Origin of the sequence: Soonwooa sp. (genome assembly GCF_030151385.1) — a bacterium.
GTDB lineage: Bacteria > Bacteroidota > Bacteroidia > Flavobacteriales > Weeksellaceae > Soonwooa.
On the sequence record NZ_JASLDS010000072.1, the window covers coordinates 60,939 to 76,610 of the forward strand.

The window sequence follows — 15,672 nt, forward strand, 5'->3', positions numbered from 1 at the left end:
AAAAGACAACATGAAGAATATAAAAACAATCGCTTTTGATGCTGATGACACACTTTGGGTAAACGAAACTTACTTTCACGAAGCTGAAAATGAGTTTTGCGATTTTCTAAAAGATTATGCGACGAAGGAAGAAATTTCTGCGGAATTGTTTAAAACAGAAATGAAGAATTTGCCGCTTTATGGCTACGGAATTAAGGGTTTTGTGCTTTGCATGATTGAAACAGCAAACAAGTTGAGTCAACAAAAAATGGATTCGGCTCACCTTGATAAAATTATTCAATTGGGACATTCGCTTTTGGAAAAACCAATCGAATTGTTGGATGGCGTTTCGGAAACTTTGGAGAATTTATCTGGAAAATATCAATTGATTTTGGCAACGAAAGGCGACCTTTTGGATCAAGAAAGGAAATTGAAAAAGTCTGGATTGGAAGATTATTTTCATCACGTTGAAATTATGAGCGACAAGAAAAAATCGGATTATCAGAAATTATTATCAAGGTTAGATACCAATTCGGAAGATTTTTTAATGCTGGGGAATTCCGTTAAATCTGATATTTTACCCGTTTTAGAAATTGGTGGATATTCGGCTTACATTCCTTTTCATGTTACTTGGGCACACGAGCAATCTGAAAAAGTGGAGCACGAACGTTTTGTGGAACTGACGAAAATTAATGAAATTCTAAATTATTTAAACTAAAATAATGCAACAAATTATAGATATTGAAACTTGGATTCGAAAAGACCATTTTCGATTTTTCACACAGTTTGAAGAGCCTTTCTTTGGCGTAACCATAACTATGGATTTTACAAAAGCCTATGAAAATGCAAAAAAAAATAATAAATCTTTGTTCTTGCATTACCTTTATCGCGCTTTGAAAGCTGCAAATCAAGTAGAAAATTTTAGATATAGAATTGTTGACAATCAAGTTGTTTTATTCGATGTCATTAATGCGTCACCAACGATTAACAGAGAAAACGGAACCTTTGGATTCTCCTATTTTGATTTTGATGAAGACGAACAAGTTTTCATTGAAAAAGCAAAACAAGAAATTGAGAAAGTTCAAAACGAAACTTCGTTAATTCCAGCAGTTTCGGGAGAAAACATTATTCACTTTTCGTCACTTCCTTGGTTGAATTTCACTTCACTTTCGCATGCAAGAAGTTTTAGTTTTCCAGATAGCGCACCAAAAATTTCGTTTGGAAAAATTTATGACGAGGGTGATTCTAAGAAAATGTCGGTTTCCATTCATGTTCATCATGCTTTGATGGATGGTTTGCACGTTTCGCAGTTTGTGGATGCTTTTCAGAAGTTGTTGGATGAGGAAGTGTAAATTTTTGACTTTTTGCTAAGAACACGTAAATTGTCATTTTGTTATTCAACTTTATAGAAAGCGAAAATCTTAACTTTGAAAAAAATAAAAGTACAAGTGAAAAAACAATTTTTGTCATTAGTTTTCGTAGCATTAATCTCTCATCCTTTTTTTGGACAAACATTACCCGATCTGATCCCTTTTTTGAAAGGCAAGAAATTTGGGTATGTGGATGCCAGCGGCAAAATGATTATTCAACCGAAGTTCAATAATGCTTATCCATTTGGCTATTCACATGATTATTCCACATATCCTGGTTTTGCTTTGGTTCAGATAGGAAAAACTATGTTCTTGGTTGATAAGAATGCTAATCTTATGAAAGAATCTGACTTTTCGAAGAAAAATGAATCGCCTTATCTTCCACCTCCTCAAGTCGAAGAATTACGTCTATTTTCCTATGAAATTTTCGAAAAAGATGGTAAGAAAGGAATCCAAGATGAAAACAAAAACATTATTTTGGAAGCAATTTATTCAGAGATTGATTTGCATAGTTTTAGGGATTCCTATTATGATGAAGCATCTAAAACTATAAGAAAACCGACTTTTGCGATTACGAGAAAAGACGACAAAGAAGTCATGGTGCGCGTGGACAAATTGAAAATTTATGATGATATTTTTCTGTCTTCATTTAGCGAAAATTCTAATCATATGATTGTGTGGGTAGCAAAAGATGGAAAAACTATTAATAATGGGGTTTTGCTGGAAGATCGTTTAATTCTTGTTGATCCTAAATTTACGAGAATTCATAAGTACTACGAAGATTCTGGTCTAATGAATGTTGATCAGGTTGTTGGTGAACATCCAGTTAGTTTTTATATCGATAGTACTGGGAAATCTTATTTTCAACCTTAATCTTTCAAAGTTTATGAATATGAAAAAGAGACTATTTCTAAATCTTCTTGGAAGCGCAATGCTTTTGTTGATGTTTAACTGCAAAAGCAAGCAAGGTTCGGCTGTACTCAAAATTGATTCAGGAATAAAAGAAGAAGCGCTTAAAAATATAAGCACTAAGAATGAACCCACGATTTATTCGATGGATTCTATTTATGAAAGCACGTATATGGCAAAAAATATGGCTGCTGATACTATTGTTTTCGATAATTTGGATAACCTTTATCAAAAAAAGAACTTCATGTGTAATCATTACTATGATAATGATACATTAGTTATTCGTGGTGGTTTTGGCGCTCGTTTCCAAATGTATGGTTTTATAGCAAAAGTATTTCCCGATCAACGATCAGAAGTAAAACTCCGATTGTATTGGCCTTATCCTTCGTATTTTAAAACACTGGATCAAGAATATGCAAAAAGTGAAGTTATAGTTTCGACCAAAGAAAGTCAATTAACTTTAAGTAATCTACCAAAATCAAAAAATGATCGAAAACATATTTATGGCTTAGTTCAGTTTATAAGTGATCCATATTATGTTGAAATGAAGGATCCTAAAACGCAGAAAATGTATAAAGAAAAGAATAATTTCGAGTTTAAGATTTATTTTGATAGTCGATATTTTGATGACTCAAAACTGGAATGATTCGAAGTGATTTAATCTAATGCTGTTTTGAAATGGACGAATTTTCTAATAATCGTTAATGTCTTTTAAAGTCCTATCAAAAAAAATATGATCAATCTTTTAGAACAACATTATAGATTGTTTGCGTATTGGAAGCATCCACGCCTTCAAAATCAACTTTTTCAATAACGTAACCACTGCATTTTCCAGTCAATTCTTTTGAAATGACCTTAATGGTGAAATTTTTGAATGGTGTTGAAATATCAAATTTTTCTGCACCATTGTACCAACCAGTTCCACCAACAGCGATATAATGATTCTGAATTTCTTGTAAATTAACGGTTGGCTTGTAATCACTTTTTTGAGATGTAATTTTTAAGTCAGAAACTTTTAGCTCATTGGTTTCAATAAGATTATGACCTTTAGAATCAACTAGATTAAGGATTACCGGCTGAGGATTGGTAAAGCAATCATAGCCATCGTGTCGACAAGATATTAAAAAAAGAACTATTGCTAAAAAGCTGAAAAATTTGATTTTCATTTCTTTATGTTTATGGGATAAATATAAGAATCATTCGCATAAATCTCGCTTTTTATGAATTAATTATAATTGTTTTTTAATTTCAATTATCTTTGTTTTATAAAACACAAACCAATGATTTCTATTTTTAACAATTCGAAGATCCTTTTGGATATCCATCATCAGCATTTTTGTTAGTTTTTTTTGAATTTTAGATTCAAAATTTTAGATTTTATTTTTATTCTCTTTTTAATTTTTTCAACGACAAAACTTATGCTACACGAGCTTTTGCCATTTGGCTTGATCATGGTTTTTATCATTGTGTTGCTCAATATCTGGGCAACAAAACTCAAAATCGCTTATCCCATTTTATTGGTTTTGGCAGGATTGGGAATTAGTTTTATACCAGAATTGCCTGTAATACATATCGATCCAGATATGATTTTCTTTATTTTTCTTCCTCCACTTTTATATGAGGCATCTTGGTCAGTTTCTTTTAAAGAAATGAAAAAGTGGTGGCGTATTATTGGTAGTTTCGCCTTTTTAGTTGTGTTTTTCACTGCTTTCTTGGTAGCAATTACGACCAATTATTTTATTCCAGGATTTAGTATTGCTTTAGGATTTGTGTTGGGAGGTATTGTTTCACCACCTGATGCTGTCAGTACAGGAGCGATCACCAAATTTGTGAAAATTCCGAAGTCTACCTCTGCAATTTTGGAAGGCGAAAGTTTGTTAAATGACGCTTCTTCTTTAATTGTTTTTCGATTCGCTTTAGTAGCTGTAGGAACTGGGCAATTTATCTGGCAAACTGCTATCTTGGATTTTGTTTGGATGTTGGTTGGAGGAATAGGAATTGGTCTTATTGTGGCTTTTATTTTTATGCGAATTCATAAAAAATGGTCAACTGATCGTGTTTCGGATACAGCTTTAACGCTTATTGCACCTTATCTAATGTATTGGTTGGCTGAGCAGGCAAATTGTTCTGGCGTGTTGGCAGTTGTTAGTGGTGGATTATTTCTATCTTCACAAAGATTAAACTTCCTGAGCAGCAGTAGTCGGATTACAGGATTTAGCGTTTGGCAAAGTTTTGTTTTTATATTAAATGGAATTGTTTTTCTCATTATAGGATTGGAATTACCCGAAATTGTTGATGGACTAAAAGCAAACGGAATTCCCCTTGAAAGTGCAATTCTATATGGAATTATTGTAACAGGTGTTTTAATTGGCGCAAGGATGATAAGCTCCTATATCGCCATTTTTGCAACCATGGTTTTCAGACCGAGTGTTGCACATAATATGCAACGGCAGGGTAGAAGTTGGTGGGCACCATTGGTAATGGGATGGACTGGTATGCGAGGCGTAGTGTCGTTGGCTGCAGCACTTTCAATACCCTTGACGGTTCATCAGACGGGAGAGCCTTTCCCGCATCGTAATCTTATTTTGTTTATTACTTTCGAAGCGATTTTGTTGACATTGGTTGTACAAGGTTTAACATTACCATGGATAATTAATAAGTTTAAACCGTTCCAAGGTCTAGCAAATCTTGAAAAAAATGAACACGAAACACGTCTTCAAATAAAAAAAGGACTAAAACAACATGTCTACGATCACATCAAAAGCAAATATGAAAATGAAGAAAAATGGCAAGGTCATTCGGGGATGGAACGTGTATTGCGCCATTGGGAAGAACAAGCTAACACACAAGATATTAGATGGATTGACGAAGATATAAAACAAGTGCTTTTGGAAATGTTTGAGATGCAACGCGCCTATCTTCACGAGTTGGATAAAGATCCAAAAATTGATGAAGAAATTATAAGAATGCAAGTGTATCAAATTGATCTCGAAGAAGAAAGAATTAGATATATTTAAAGTATTTTCAGATTTCAAACGTCTTTAATATATAACAGAAATTAAACAATGAAAATAATTATAACAGGAACCACAGGCATGGTAGGTGAGGGCGTTTTATTAGAATGCCTTAATGATCCTAAAATTACAGAAGTTTTAAGTATTTCAAGAAAATCTTGTGGTATTAAAAATGATAAGTTAACAGAACTTTTGATTCCAGATTTTACAAAAATTGAAGAGCATAAAAGTCAACTTTCTGGTTATGATGCTTGCTTTTTTTGCGCTGGAATTTCTTCTGTTGGTATGAAGGAGGAAAAGTATAGACAAATAACCTATGATACAACTATGGCCGTTGCAAAATGTCTCGTAGAGGTTAATCCTAATATGGTTTTTACTTATGTTAGTGGTTCTCACACGGATAGTACCGAAAAAGGTGGCGTGATGTGGGCTCGGGTAAAAGGCAAAACGGAAAATGACCTTATGAAACTTCCTTTTCGTCGTGTGGTCAACTTTCGACCTGGCGGGATGATAGCGTATCCTGGACAACAATTTGCAAATAAAATCTATATTGTCATTGCAAAAGGTTTAAACTTTCTAATGCCTTCTAAAATCATTACTTTGAGCCAGTTAGGGCAAGCGATGATTCATTCTGTTGAACGCGACAACGTCAAAAGCATTCTTGAAATAAAAGATATTAAAGCATTAGCAAAATAATCTGATAAAGAATTTATACAGCGTTTCTAATCATTTATGGTTTTGAACGCTTTTTTTCAGTGCCTTTTTTAAAGATAATGTGTCTAAAAATATCAATATATTTTTCATTTTTATTTTTGAAAAAAAAACATCACCTTTGCTTTATTAATGGGGTGCCACAAAGTGTGGCTGAGATGATACCCAGGAACAATGTTCCGCACCTGGTCTGGATAATGCCAGCGTAGGGATTATGTATTTATCATCTCATCATTTAATTTATAAAAGTTAATGATGCAGGAATTTTTTCAACACACGACTTGGCAGGAATGGCTAGGCGTTTTCTTTTCGGTTGTACAGGTTTTGTTAGCACGCAAAAACAATTCTAACAACTATCTTTTTGGTATTGCAGCTATTTCGTTGACGCTTTATGTGATGATTAAATCACTTTTGTACGCGGAGTTTACGCTTAATCTTTATTATCTGGTGATGAGCATCTACGGTTGGTTGTATTGGAAGTTTGGGAAGCAACAAGCTGAAACTAAAATTTCCTCAACTAACAATACAGAAAAGGCAATCACCCTTGGTATTGTCGTTGGCACATTTGTCTTGTTTTGGTTTTTCCTCACGCACTTCACAAACTCGGATGTGCCGATTTGGGATTCGTTGGTTAGTGCTTTCGCTTGGGCTGGAATGTGGCTGATGGCTAGACGTAAAGTAGAAAATTGGATTTTGCTAAATATCAGCAATATAATCTCGATACCGTTGATGATACATAAACACTTGTATCTCTACGCAGTTTTGACGAGTTTCTTATTTACTGTTGCTGTCTTTGGTTACTTCGAATGGAAAAAAATTATTAATTCTCAGAAGAATGTTTGAAGATTTCAATTTAACGGAAGAAAAATTTGTCATATCGGAAGCACAGATGCAGGAGATTTACGATAAGGAAAGTCTCTGGATATGGGTTCCAAAAATCTATGGTGGATTAGGATGTAATTTTGCGCAAGGTTTACAAATTCTTTATGATTGGGCAAAAAAGGATGGAAGTCTCGGCTGGATGATAACACTTTGTTCTGGTGCTAATTATTTCTCTCGAAATCTAAAGCCAGAAGTGGCAATGCTTATTTTTAACAATAAAAAAACTTGTTTTGGAGGAAGTGGAATGATTGGTGGGACAGCAGAAATCCTTGATGATAAAACTTACCTCATCAATGGACTTTGGCGCTACGCAACAGGAGCACCTCATCTTACGCATTTCACGTTAAATGCTATTATCACAGAGAATGGCATTCCAATAAAGGACAATGATAATAATGAAGTTGTTCGTTCTTTTGTAATTCCAAAGGACAAAATTGCAGTTATTCCAGATTGGAAATCGATGGGGATGAAATCTACTGGAACTTATTCGTTTTCTGTTGAGAATGTAGAAGTTGGGGCAGATTACAGTTTTGTGTATAATGAGTTCTTTTCTGATGATGTCATGGATAAAATTCCATTTCGTGTTTTTGCAGATTTAACCTTGTTGGTAAATTATCTTGGTCTTGCAGATCATTTTATGAAAGAGGCTGAAAAGCTGCGTCCACAATTAGATTTGAAGACTTTTAAGACTTCTATTGAATATCATTTGAGCATTGTTTTTGATTACGCACGTGATGTTGAGAATATACTAAGTCATCATGATGTTGTGTCTGAAGAAAAACAAAAGCAGATTCATCAGTATGGCGTGGATCTGGTTCAAAATCTATCAAGTCAAATTATCAGCATTTATCGTCAATTAGGAATTTCAGCAACCGATACCAAGTCGGAAGTCTACAAGATATTTTGTGATTATTTTACTGCTGCAATGCATGCTAATTTTCGTAAAGCCGCAGCAGAAGTAGATTTTTCATTTTAGCTAATAAATTCAAGAAGCATTTTTGAAAATGTTCTTTGTTGCGTTAAAGAAAATCTAACCGAAAAATAAGCTTAGTTTTCACATAATGATTTTAGCACATTTGTTCTGTATTCGCTATCTTTTTCGTTGAACTCGACGGTGTTATTTCCAAGGTTAAGGTTGATGAAAAGTTCTGCATAATCGTTTTCATCGGCTTCGTCATTAAAAAATGCTTTGAATTTGTAATAGTTCGGTTTCGAAAGATCACTTGTATTTTCATTTAATGGAAAAACGGTTACTTTTACAGGTTTTTTCGAAAACTTTGAAGTTGATTTTAGTTCATAAATCTTCGCTAAAGCAGCAACAAAATTGTCACTTTCCGTTCCGATAGATTCTAAAGTTATTCCATTTTTAACAAAGCTTCCGCTATTAATATTGGCGTCTTTGGAAATGCCTGCCGCAATATTATTAACTATTGATAGTTTTAATCCAACAATATTATTTTCGTATTTTCCTTTGACAAGGTAAGTGAAGTTATTGTCTTGTTTGCTCACCTCTACGATTTTGAGAACAATATCTTTAAAATCTTCCTCAGGATTTTCAACATTAGTTATGTTTGGAAGATTCTCTTCAGAAGAATTGGTCTTATTGCATCCAAATAAACTTAGAAAAAAGCTCATTAATACTATTGTTTTATAAAAGTTAATTTTAGGTAGTTTCATTTTATGCTAATTTTGGTGGTTAGTTATCTGTATTACTTTTAAAGAAAGTTTCTTTAAAAATTTTGTAAAGATGCTACTTGACATAGTCACGCGAAGTTGTTCCAAAATTCTTGTTTTCTCTATCCATTTGTTCCACAAAATCCTTGTAAGTATAGTTGTCATTTTTATGCTCGGGTTTGCTTTTTTCGTCTAAATATTGTCCATAAAAACCACTAAAATCACCACCTTCATAAAACCACCATTTAACGAAAGGATTATCTGGCGATGCATAAAAGATTGTTAAAATAGCTGTTTTAGTTTTTTTATCAAAAATATAGGCGACATCATTTAGTCTCAAAGTGTAATAATTATTAGCTTTTTTCCATATTCGATCTCTAGATGGAAGCGCATCGTTTTTGTAATAATAATGATAATCTGTTGGTCCTAGCTTTTCTTCAAGTTTCTTTACCAAAGCATCCGTTTTCTTTGCATCTTCTGTAAAAAGACTTACAGCCACAACTTTTTTACTTGATTTTGAAACATACAAAATGGCAGAGTTATCAATAATATCTTTCTCTGCCAACCCAACACCATCGAAGTTAAGTAGATCTTTATCGTAAGATTTATACAAATCCATTTTTTGATTCGGATATTCGTAATAAGGTAAAACCTCGTAATTCTTCGAAATAGAATCCAACGCGATTGGCAATTGCACTTGTCCCCAATCAAGTTTTTTATCTTGGCAGGAATGGAACAATTGTAAAAAAACAAATAATAAAATTAAATTCTTCATTTGTTGTAAAAGATATAACTATTTTTCAGTTATGACAATATTTGTAGAAGTTCTTACTTAATCAAGATATTTGGTTTTGCTGTAATCTATTTTATAATCTCCGTTTTCGAGTACAAGCACAACATCACTAGTCGTTTTCATCTCGTCTCCGTAATTGACAAAAACGCGGTATTTGAGATCTGCAAGTTTCTCAATTTTGAGATCATTGATGCTTTCTGAATCATCGTTTCCTCTTCCGAAAAGCCACGGCGCACCAGTTTCATCCGTTCTTAACTCATAGATGTTGGACCATTTCTTTTTGTATTTCTTCTCGGCGATTTGTCTTTCTACTTCGGTTAAATTAGATGCTTCAAAAATCTCTTCCGAGTCCGTCATGAAGTCATAAAAACGCTTTGTACAAAGTTGTTTCTCTTTCTCTATGTAAAAACAATGCTTTTGACCATCTTTACATTTGAAAATATCACTTAGCCATTCTGCCGTTTCATCTTTATTATCAATGTCTGCATTGGTTTTATCATCTTTAACATCACTAGGCGTTTGTAATACTTGAGGCTCCGAATTCGATGTTTTCGAAACTTCATTTTTCTTGCTACAAGCGTTAAAGACAAAAAGTGTAACAACGAAAATTACAGTTTTATTTATCATAGTTTTTTATTCATTTTGAAAGCTTCTTTAAAAGTAAATAAAAAGACTGTATGATATCTCAATTTTAAGAGTACTTGCAAAAATATTATATCACTAGGTGAGGACTCGGTAAAATGAAAATGTCTAGTGCGCATCCATTTTTGAGAATATATTGATAATGGCAACACCGATTATTATAAATAAAAGACCGATAATAGCAGGTAAATCAGGTGTTTGTTTAAAAACCAAAATGCCAATAATGGTGATAAAAACAATCCCAACGCCTGACCAAATGGCGTAAGCAATCCCCATCGGTATGGTGCGAAGTGATAAACTTAGAAAATAAAAGGCAACCAAATAACCAACAACAGTAATAATAGAGGGAACAAGCTTGCTAAACTCCTCAGATTTTTTGAGGTAAGTGGTCGCAAGAATTTCGAATGCGATGGCGATTAATAGATACAAAGTCCCTTTCATACAAGCAAAAATACAAAAAAGGCATTAAGTTTTTTCAATAAAAAAACAGCTAAAGCTAGAGTAGAGCTCGGTCAATTTTTAATTAATTTAAAATTTATATATTTGCAAAGTATTTGACTAATTAAGTATTTTATCAATAGAATGGAAGATCTAAAATTAGCTTTAAGCATTGTAAAAGCACAGTATATCTTATCTAAGAAGTTTGATAAATTGCACATCCATGGACTTGGACTTAGCGATTTTATGCTATTGTATATCCTCAGCAGTACGCCAAATAAGCAATGTCGCCGGATTGACCTAGCCGAACAATTGGGCATAACGGCATCTGGAATTACTAGATTGTTAGCGCCAATGGAGAAAATTGGTCTTGTCGCTAGACAAGCGAATGAAAGGGATGCGCGTGTTAGTTTTGTTGTCATCACAGAAGTAGGAGAGCGCGTCTATCAAGAGGCTAAAATCACTGCAGAAGAGATTGCTAACGAATTGTTTTTGTCTGTTAAAAAGAAAAACAAAACAGGATTATTGGATGCTTTGATGGATCTAAATATTAAAATTATTTAAAACAAAACACAATGGATAAAGAACTTAAAAAAAAATACCGCGAGGCTTTTGAAAACAAAAAGTTGAGTATGGGTATTCTGGGAATTAAGAATATTACGACAGGGAAAATCTTTGTAAAAGCTAGCTTAAATGCTGATGCTTGGATTAACAAATCTAAGTTTGTTCTTAAAATGGGACAATTCGAAAATGCAGATTTGCAAACAGATTGGAAGAATTCGGGCGAAGATAATTTTGCATTTATAATGTTAGACAAATTAGAAGAAAACGATTCTCCTTTTCATGATTACAAAAAAGAATTGACAAAATTGGAAGCCGAAGTTCTTGCCAATTTGACAGAGCAAAAAATTGAAATGTATTAAACTTCACAGCACAAAAAAAAAAGACAAGTTTCATAATTTGATGCTTGTCTTTTTTATTTAGTGTTTGATTCTTAGGCTGGTTCCCAAAGTTCTATTTTATTACCATCACAATCCATAATGTGGGCAAATTTACCATAATCGTAAACAGAAACCTCTCCCAAAACCTCCACGCCTTCTTTTTTAAGTTCAGCGACTAAAACTTCTAAATCTTCAACAGTATAGTTAATCATAAATGGCTGTTCAGAAGGTGCAAAATATTGCGTATCAGCTTTGAAGGGACTCCATTGTACAGAAGATTTTTTAGCATCTTCGGCGCTTGGATCATATTCGAAACTGCATCCCCATTGGTTGACAGGCAAGCCCAAATGCTTCTTGTACCATTCTTTTAATCGATCAGGATCTTGTGACTTAAAAAATACACCGCCGATACCAGTAACTCTTTTCATAGTTTTAATATTTGATTTTGATTGCTTGTGAGAATTAAAAGTAAGAATTTCTGGCTAGAAAAATCAAAATATAACTTATTTAAAATCAAAAAAAATTAAGATATATTCTATCTAAAAATTGGTGCTTGCAACTGCTTTTTTTATATTTGAGTAAAATCAAAAAACATGAGCGCACAATATCAAAACGTCTTAGATTATCCCAATAACAATACAATCTTTATGGTTTGGAAGTTCAATGGAAGTAAGAAAGAAAACATAGAGGTTTTTCAGCGTGTTTGTGCATTGATGGTCAATCTTAATAATAGTGCAATGACGCGTTTTGCTACTATGAAAGCGAGTGTTGTAATGGGCATTGGGAAAAAAGCTTGGGATTTACTTAAACTTACAAAACCCTTACCGAAAGAATTAGTGGAATTTGAGGAAATTGCGGGCGCCAAACATACGGCTGTAGCAACAGAAGCTGACCTGCATTTTCATATCAGAGGTGAGATTTTTAGTTATTGTATTGATGTTGCTACCACTTTGTCGGATTTTCTGAATCCAGTTGCAACGTGTATTGAGGAAGTCCACGGATTCCGATATTGGGATGGTCGTAGTATCTTGGGATTTGTAGATGGTACCGAAAATCCTCACGGCGATGCGCGTGCTCATTTTGGTTTGATAGGTAGTGAAGATCCTAAATACAAAAATTGTAGTTATCTTTTTGTTCAAAAATATATCCATAATATGGAAGCTTGGCGCGCTTTACCAGTCGCGGAGCAGGAAAAAGTCATCGGTAGATCCAAAGATCAAGACATCGAAATGACAGATGAAGTAAAACCCAAAAACTCGCATTCTGCCTTGGCTAATGTTGGAGATGACAAAAAAGTTGTCCGTGATAATATGCCTTTTGGTAATACTGCAAATAACGAAATGGGTACTTATTTTATCGCCTACGCCGGCAAGTTTAGTACTGTTAAAGAAATGCTGACAAGGATGTTTGTGGGTAAACCTAAAGGAAATTATGATAGAATATTAGACTTTAGCACGGCCAAAACAGGCAGCTTATTTTTTGTGCCAACGATCGATATGCTAAATGATTTTGCAGGTTAGGGGAGTTGTGTACTTTTTCTAAATATTTGTTTTATAAGTTTTAAAAATGATGGATTTCTAAACTTAATTTTTAATCGGCAAACCATTCTATCACATTGATGAAAAGTGTTAAAAAACCCATTAAATTAAAAGCGACACAAATAATGATTGGTTTCCAGTCTGTTCTTTTTTTGTAGATAATTAAATAAAATAAGATTAAAGGAATCCAAATAATTAAGGACATTAACCAAACTCCTCCAAAGGCTAAAATAATAGGGTAGTATATTTGGTAGAAATCGAGTTGTTTGGGATCTGGATTATCATAAGTTGGAAAAAATCCTAATTTAAAAGTCGCATGGAAATAAAATAGGAATAAAAAAAATATAAATGCTATTGGTGGAAAAGCAAAAACATAGAATAAGATTTTCCATTTTTCCATTTTGTTAGTTTTCATAATTACAAAAATTTAAATGGCATTAATCTTCATCAAACCAAGTTTCTACATAGATTTTATTCTTTGGTTTAGAGCCATCGTAATAATTAACATCAGTAACTTCTCCAATAATTCTAAATAGAATTTTAGTCTCATTAATGTCTATTATTTCTATTTCATTATTATCAGTTGGTTGGTGTTCACAATAATAAAAATTAGTTAATGAATCCTCTAATTCTTCATCATATCCGTTTTTTATTGTAGCTCTAAATCCAACTTTTAGTTCACTTTTTTTTAAATCTTTTATCCGAAAAGTTAATTCCCAATGAGGCTGGCCTCCCAAATCTTTTGTGTCATCACTTAATTGAATACCGAAATCAGATTCAATCTCCAACCAAAGCTCATTTAGTCCATCTTTGTTTTCGTACAAATGCCAAGTTGCAGTTTCAATTGGATAAATTTCTTCGCCGCAGAACCTTGTTAAAATTAAGTTTTTTTGTTCGTTTTCTTTAGACATAAATGTGTTTTATTAGGCTACATTACTTAACGAAATATAATTAAGAATTAACAGCATTAAAGCAATTAACAATATTCCCGATAGAAATTTAGTTTTACTTGTTGCAATTCTATTACCAATAAAAGCAACCAAAAAGCAAATGCACACTTGGATAATAAAATAAACATCAAAAAACTTCATAAAATTAAAATCGTCAAGGATAATTTTTAAAAATAAATATGAGCCATAAATAATAAAAAAGAATCCATAATATCTTTTTATTTCATCTTTGTTTTTCATGGAGAACTTGTTACAAAAAAAAGTCAGAAGTATCCCCAAAAGAAAGCATAAATTAATTACTGGAAAAGCAAAAGGAGCTGATGAATAGCCATATTTTAAAACTCGCATCAAATATTCAGCATAACTGCTAAGTGGCACAACCAATAAAAAACAGGTTACATAAAATAATACAAATTTTTCTCCATTCAGTTTGTTTGGCAACAATGATAAAAAGGCTAATAGAGCTAACAAAAGATAAAAAATGGACTCAAATAATTCGGCTATAATATCATACGAAAAGAATAATGAATCCAAATGGAATAGGACAAACATTAAAGTAACGACAGTTAAAATCCAGTTAAAGTTTTTATTGGAATAGGTAAGTTTCATCTAAAGTGATTTGTATTAAAATCCTAATATATATTTTTTAACGATTGTAGACAATAACTGTCGATATTATATGTTTTTTGAGTAATTTCAAATCGAATTAAAATAGGGAAGTGCTGACATTAATTATATGGAAAAAATAAAAGCTTTTTTTGAAACGATTGTCGATATCACTAATGACGAATTAGACTTGTTTTGCTCCAAATTAACTGAAGCAAAATTTCCCAAAAAGTCTCTAATCTTAGAAAAAGGGAAAGTCGAAAAGTATTTATCTTTTATTGAAAAAGGCATTGTTAGATTCAATATTCCAAAGTTAGATTATGATTTTACTTTTGGATTTGCATTTGAGAATTCCTTTGTTAGCGCTTACGATTCATTTATCACACAAACGCCATCTACGTACAATATTCAAGCGATATCCGATTGTACATTGTGGCAAATTTCTTACAAAGACCTAAGCGAAATCTACGAACATACACGTATTGGCGAAAGGATTGGTCGAAAGATAGCCGAAGCAATTTATCTAAAAAAGGTAAAACGGGAGATTTCTTTGTTAGAAGATACTGCTAAGAAACGTTATTTAGATTTGTTAAAGGAGCAGCCAGAGCTTGTTCAAAAGATTCCACTAAAATATTTGGCATCATATATTGGTATTCGGCCACAATCTTTGAGTCGCATCCGAAAAGAGATTTGTTAACAATTGTTCATTGATTTCACTTTTCAGACTTAATAAATTTGTCAAAAAAAGATGAAACCATTATTTGTTTTACTAATTGTTTTTAGCATCGCTTTAATTGCTAGCAAAATAATAAGTTCTAATTTTAAATTCGAATTTTCTGGAAAGTTGGCATTGTCTGTAATGCTAGTATTTACAGCACTCGGTCATTTTTTGTACACCAAAGGCATGACGATGATGTTGCCAGGTTTTATACCTTACAAAACCGAAATTATTTATATCACAGGAATCTTAGAAGTTGCAGCAGCAATCGGAATTTGGTTTCCAGATATTAGTGCGCTAACTGGAATCTTGTTGATTGTATTTTTTATTTTGATTTTGCCCAGCAATATTAACGCAGCTGTTAATCATTTGAATTATGAAACCGGAACTTTCGATGGTAAAGGTTTATCATATTTGTGGTTTAGAATTCCGTTTCAAATATTGCTAATTAGTTGGACATATTATTTTGTAATTCGATAAATTTCTCAAAAAAGCTAATCGCTGAGA

The 15,672-nt window shown here is 32.8% G+C and carries 22 protein-coding genes and 1 riboswitch; of the genes, 13 read left to right on the forward strand and 9 right to left on the reverse strand.

The window, feature by feature from the left end; all coding sequences use genetic code 11:
* Nucleotides 1–10: 10 nt before the first annotated feature.
* The 4 genes from Q1V95_RS14065 (at nt 11) to Q1V95_RS14080 (ending at nt 2,904) form a co-directional block, all read left to right on the forward strand.
* Nucleotides 11–697, forward strand: coding sequence for an HAD family hydrolase (locus Q1V95_RS14065; RefSeq protein ID WP_300675214.1), 687 nt, complete (start codon nt 11–13; stop codon nt 695–697).
* A gap of 4 nt (nt 698–701) precedes the next feature.
* The gene (locus Q1V95_RS14070; RefSeq protein ID WP_300675216.1) at nt 702–1,331 is read left to right on the forward strand and encodes a chloramphenicol acetyltransferase; all 630 of its coding nucleotides are present in this window, start codon (nt 702–704) and stop codon (nt 1,329–1,331) included.
* Nucleotides 1,332–1,406: 75 nt separating this feature from the next.
* Nucleotides 1,407–2,222: a WG repeat-containing protein gene (locus Q1V95_RS14075; RefSeq protein WP_300675217.1), complete on the forward strand. Its 816-nt coding sequence runs from the start codon at nt 1,407–1,409 to the stop codon at nt 2,220–2,222.
* A gap of 19 nt (nt 2,223–2,241) precedes the next feature.
* Complete coding sequence (locus tag Q1V95_RS14080; RefSeq protein WP_300675219.1) at nt 2,242–2,904, forward strand: hypothetical protein; 663 nt, start codon at nt 2,242–2,244, stop codon at nt 2,902–2,904.
* Nucleotides 2,905–2,995: 91 nt separating this feature from the next.
* Here the strand turns inward: Q1V95_RS14080 and Q1V95_RS14085 are convergent, their stop codons facing one another.
* Nucleotides 2,996–3,424 carry a hypothetical protein gene (locus tag Q1V95_RS14085; RefSeq protein WP_300675221.1) on the reverse strand — a complete coding sequence of 143 codons (429 nt, stop codon included), beginning with the start codon at nt 3,422–3,424 and terminating at the stop codon, nt 2,996–2,998.
* A 252-nt stretch (nt 3,425–3,676) separates the two neighbouring features.
* Here Q1V95_RS14085 and Q1V95_RS14090 point away from each other — a divergent pair, with 252 nt between their 5' ends.
* From Q1V95_RS14090 to Q1V95_RS14105, 4 genes are all read left to right on the forward strand, one after another.
* On the forward strand, nt 3,677–5,275 hold the full coding sequence (locus tag Q1V95_RS14090; RefSeq protein WP_300675223.1) for a Na+/H+ antiporter: 1,599 nt from the start codon (nt 3,677–3,679) through the stop codon (nt 5,273–5,275).
* A gap of 48 nt (nt 5,276–5,323) precedes the next feature.
* Nucleotides 5,324–5,968 carry an NAD-dependent epimerase/dehydratase family protein gene (locus tag Q1V95_RS14095; protein WP_300675225.1) on the forward strand — a complete coding sequence of 215 codons (645 nt, stop codon included), beginning with the start codon at nt 5,324–5,326 and terminating at the stop codon, nt 5,966–5,968.
* 138 nt (nt 5,969–6,106) lie between these two features.
* Nucleotides 6,107–6,212: riboswitch (TPP riboswitch) on the forward strand.
* A 23-nt stretch (nt 6,213–6,235) separates the two neighbouring features.
* The gene (gene pnuC / locus Q1V95_RS14100; RefSeq protein ID WP_300675227.1) at nt 6,236–6,826 is read left to right on the forward strand and encodes a nicotinamide riboside transporter PnuC; all 591 of its coding nucleotides are present in this window, start codon (nt 6,236–6,238) and stop codon (nt 6,824–6,826) included.
* Nucleotides 6,819–7,841: a hypothetical protein gene (locus Q1V95_RS14105; protein WP_300675229.1), complete on the forward strand. Its 1,023-nt coding sequence runs from the start codon at nt 6,819–6,821 to the stop codon at nt 7,839–7,841. The genes pnuC and Q1V95_RS14105 overlap by 8 nt, the downstream gene beginning before the upstream one ends.
* Nucleotides 7,842–7,912: 71 nt before the next feature.
* Here the strand turns inward: Q1V95_RS14105 and Q1V95_RS14110 are convergent, their stop codons facing one another.
* The 4 genes from Q1V95_RS14110 to Q1V95_RS14125 all read right to left on the reverse strand — a co-directional run bounded on the left by Q1V95_RS14110 (nt 7,913) and on the right by Q1V95_RS14125 (nt 10,415).
* A complete protein-coding gene (locus tag Q1V95_RS14110; RefSeq protein ID WP_300675231.1) occupies nt 7,913–8,542 on the reverse strand; it encodes a hypothetical protein in 630 nt (209 codons plus the stop codon).
* A gap of 73 nt (nt 8,543–8,615) precedes the next feature.
* Nucleotides 8,616–9,314, reverse strand: coding sequence for a hypothetical protein (locus tag Q1V95_RS14115; protein ID WP_300675233.1), 699 nt, complete (start codon nt 9,312–9,314; stop codon nt 8,616–8,618).
* Nucleotides 9,315–9,371: 57 nt separating this feature from the next.
* Complete coding sequence (locus Q1V95_RS14120) at nt 9,372–9,959, reverse strand: hypothetical protein (protein ID WP_300675235.1); 588 nt, start codon at nt 9,957–9,959, stop codon at nt 9,372–9,374.
* 123 nt (nt 9,960–10,082) lie between these two features.
* Nucleotides 10,083–10,415, reverse strand: a complete 333-nt coding sequence (locus Q1V95_RS14125; RefSeq protein WP_366143297.1) for a multidrug efflux SMR transporter — start codon at nt 10,413–10,415, stop codon at nt 10,083–10,085.
* 141 nt (nt 10,416–10,556) lie between these two features.
* On the opposite strand from Q1V95_RS14125, the gene Q1V95_RS14130 reads away from it, so the two are divergent.
* Both Q1V95_RS14130 and Q1V95_RS14135 read left to right on the forward strand, forming a co-directional pair.
* On the forward strand, nt 10,557–10,976 hold the full coding sequence (locus Q1V95_RS14130) for a MarR family transcriptional regulator (protein ID WP_300675237.1): 420 nt from the start codon (nt 10,557–10,559) through the stop codon (nt 10,974–10,976).
* A gap of 11 nt (nt 10,977–10,987) precedes the next feature.
* Nucleotides 10,988–11,335 carry a GIY-YIG nuclease family protein gene (locus Q1V95_RS14135; protein WP_300675239.1) on the forward strand — a complete coding sequence of 116 codons (348 nt, stop codon included), beginning with the start codon at nt 10,988–10,990 and terminating at the stop codon, nt 11,333–11,335.
* A gap of 71 nt (nt 11,336–11,406) precedes the next feature.
* Here the strand turns inward: Q1V95_RS14135 and Q1V95_RS14140 are convergent, their stop codons facing one another.
* Complete coding sequence (locus Q1V95_RS14140; protein WP_300675241.1) at nt 11,407–11,781, reverse strand: VOC family protein; 375 nt, start codon at nt 11,779–11,781, stop codon at nt 11,407–11,409.
* Nucleotides 11,782–11,946: 165 nt separating this feature from the next.
* Between Q1V95_RS14140 and Q1V95_RS14145 the strand changes: the two genes are divergently transcribed.
* Nucleotides 11,947–12,873 carry a Dyp-type peroxidase gene (locus Q1V95_RS14145; RefSeq protein ID WP_300675242.1) on the forward strand — a complete coding sequence of 309 codons (927 nt, stop codon included), beginning with the start codon at nt 11,947–11,949 and terminating at the stop codon, nt 12,871–12,873.
* 70 nt (nt 12,874–12,943) lie between these two features.
* Here Q1V95_RS14145 and Q1V95_RS14150 read toward each other — a convergent pair whose 3' ends face one another.
* Genes Q1V95_RS14150 through Q1V95_RS14160 form a run of 3 tightly spaced genes read right to left on the reverse strand, consistent with a single transcriptional unit; the run spans nt 12,944 to nt 14,450 of the window.
* Nucleotides 12,944–13,306 carry a hypothetical protein gene (locus tag Q1V95_RS14150; RefSeq protein ID WP_300675244.1) on the reverse strand — a complete coding sequence of 121 codons (363 nt, stop codon included), beginning with the start codon at nt 13,304–13,306 and terminating at the stop codon, nt 12,944–12,946.
* A gap of 22 nt (nt 13,307–13,328) precedes the next feature.
* Nucleotides 13,329–13,802 carry a hypothetical protein gene (locus Q1V95_RS14155; RefSeq protein ID WP_300675246.1) on the reverse strand — a complete coding sequence of 158 codons (474 nt, stop codon included), beginning with the start codon at nt 13,800–13,802 and terminating at the stop codon, nt 13,329–13,331.
* 12 nt (nt 13,803–13,814) lie between these two features.
* Nucleotides 13,815–14,450, reverse strand: coding sequence for a hypothetical protein (locus tag Q1V95_RS14160; protein ID WP_300675248.1), 636 nt, complete (start codon nt 14,448–14,450; stop codon nt 13,815–13,817).
* Between the two features lie 127 nt (nt 14,451–14,577).
* Here Q1V95_RS14160 and Q1V95_RS14165 point away from each other — a divergent pair, with 127 nt between their 5' ends.
* Nucleotides 14,578–15,144, forward strand: a complete 567-nt coding sequence (locus Q1V95_RS14165) for a Crp/Fnr family transcriptional regulator (RefSeq protein WP_300675250.1) — start codon at nt 14,578–14,580, stop codon at nt 15,142–15,144.
* 51 nt (nt 15,145–15,195) lie between these two features.
* Nucleotides 15,196–15,645, forward strand: a complete 450-nt coding sequence (locus tag Q1V95_RS14170) for a hypothetical protein (RefSeq protein ID WP_300675252.1) — start codon at nt 15,196–15,198, stop codon at nt 15,643–15,645.
* Nucleotides 15,646–15,672 lie beyond the last annotated feature (27 nt).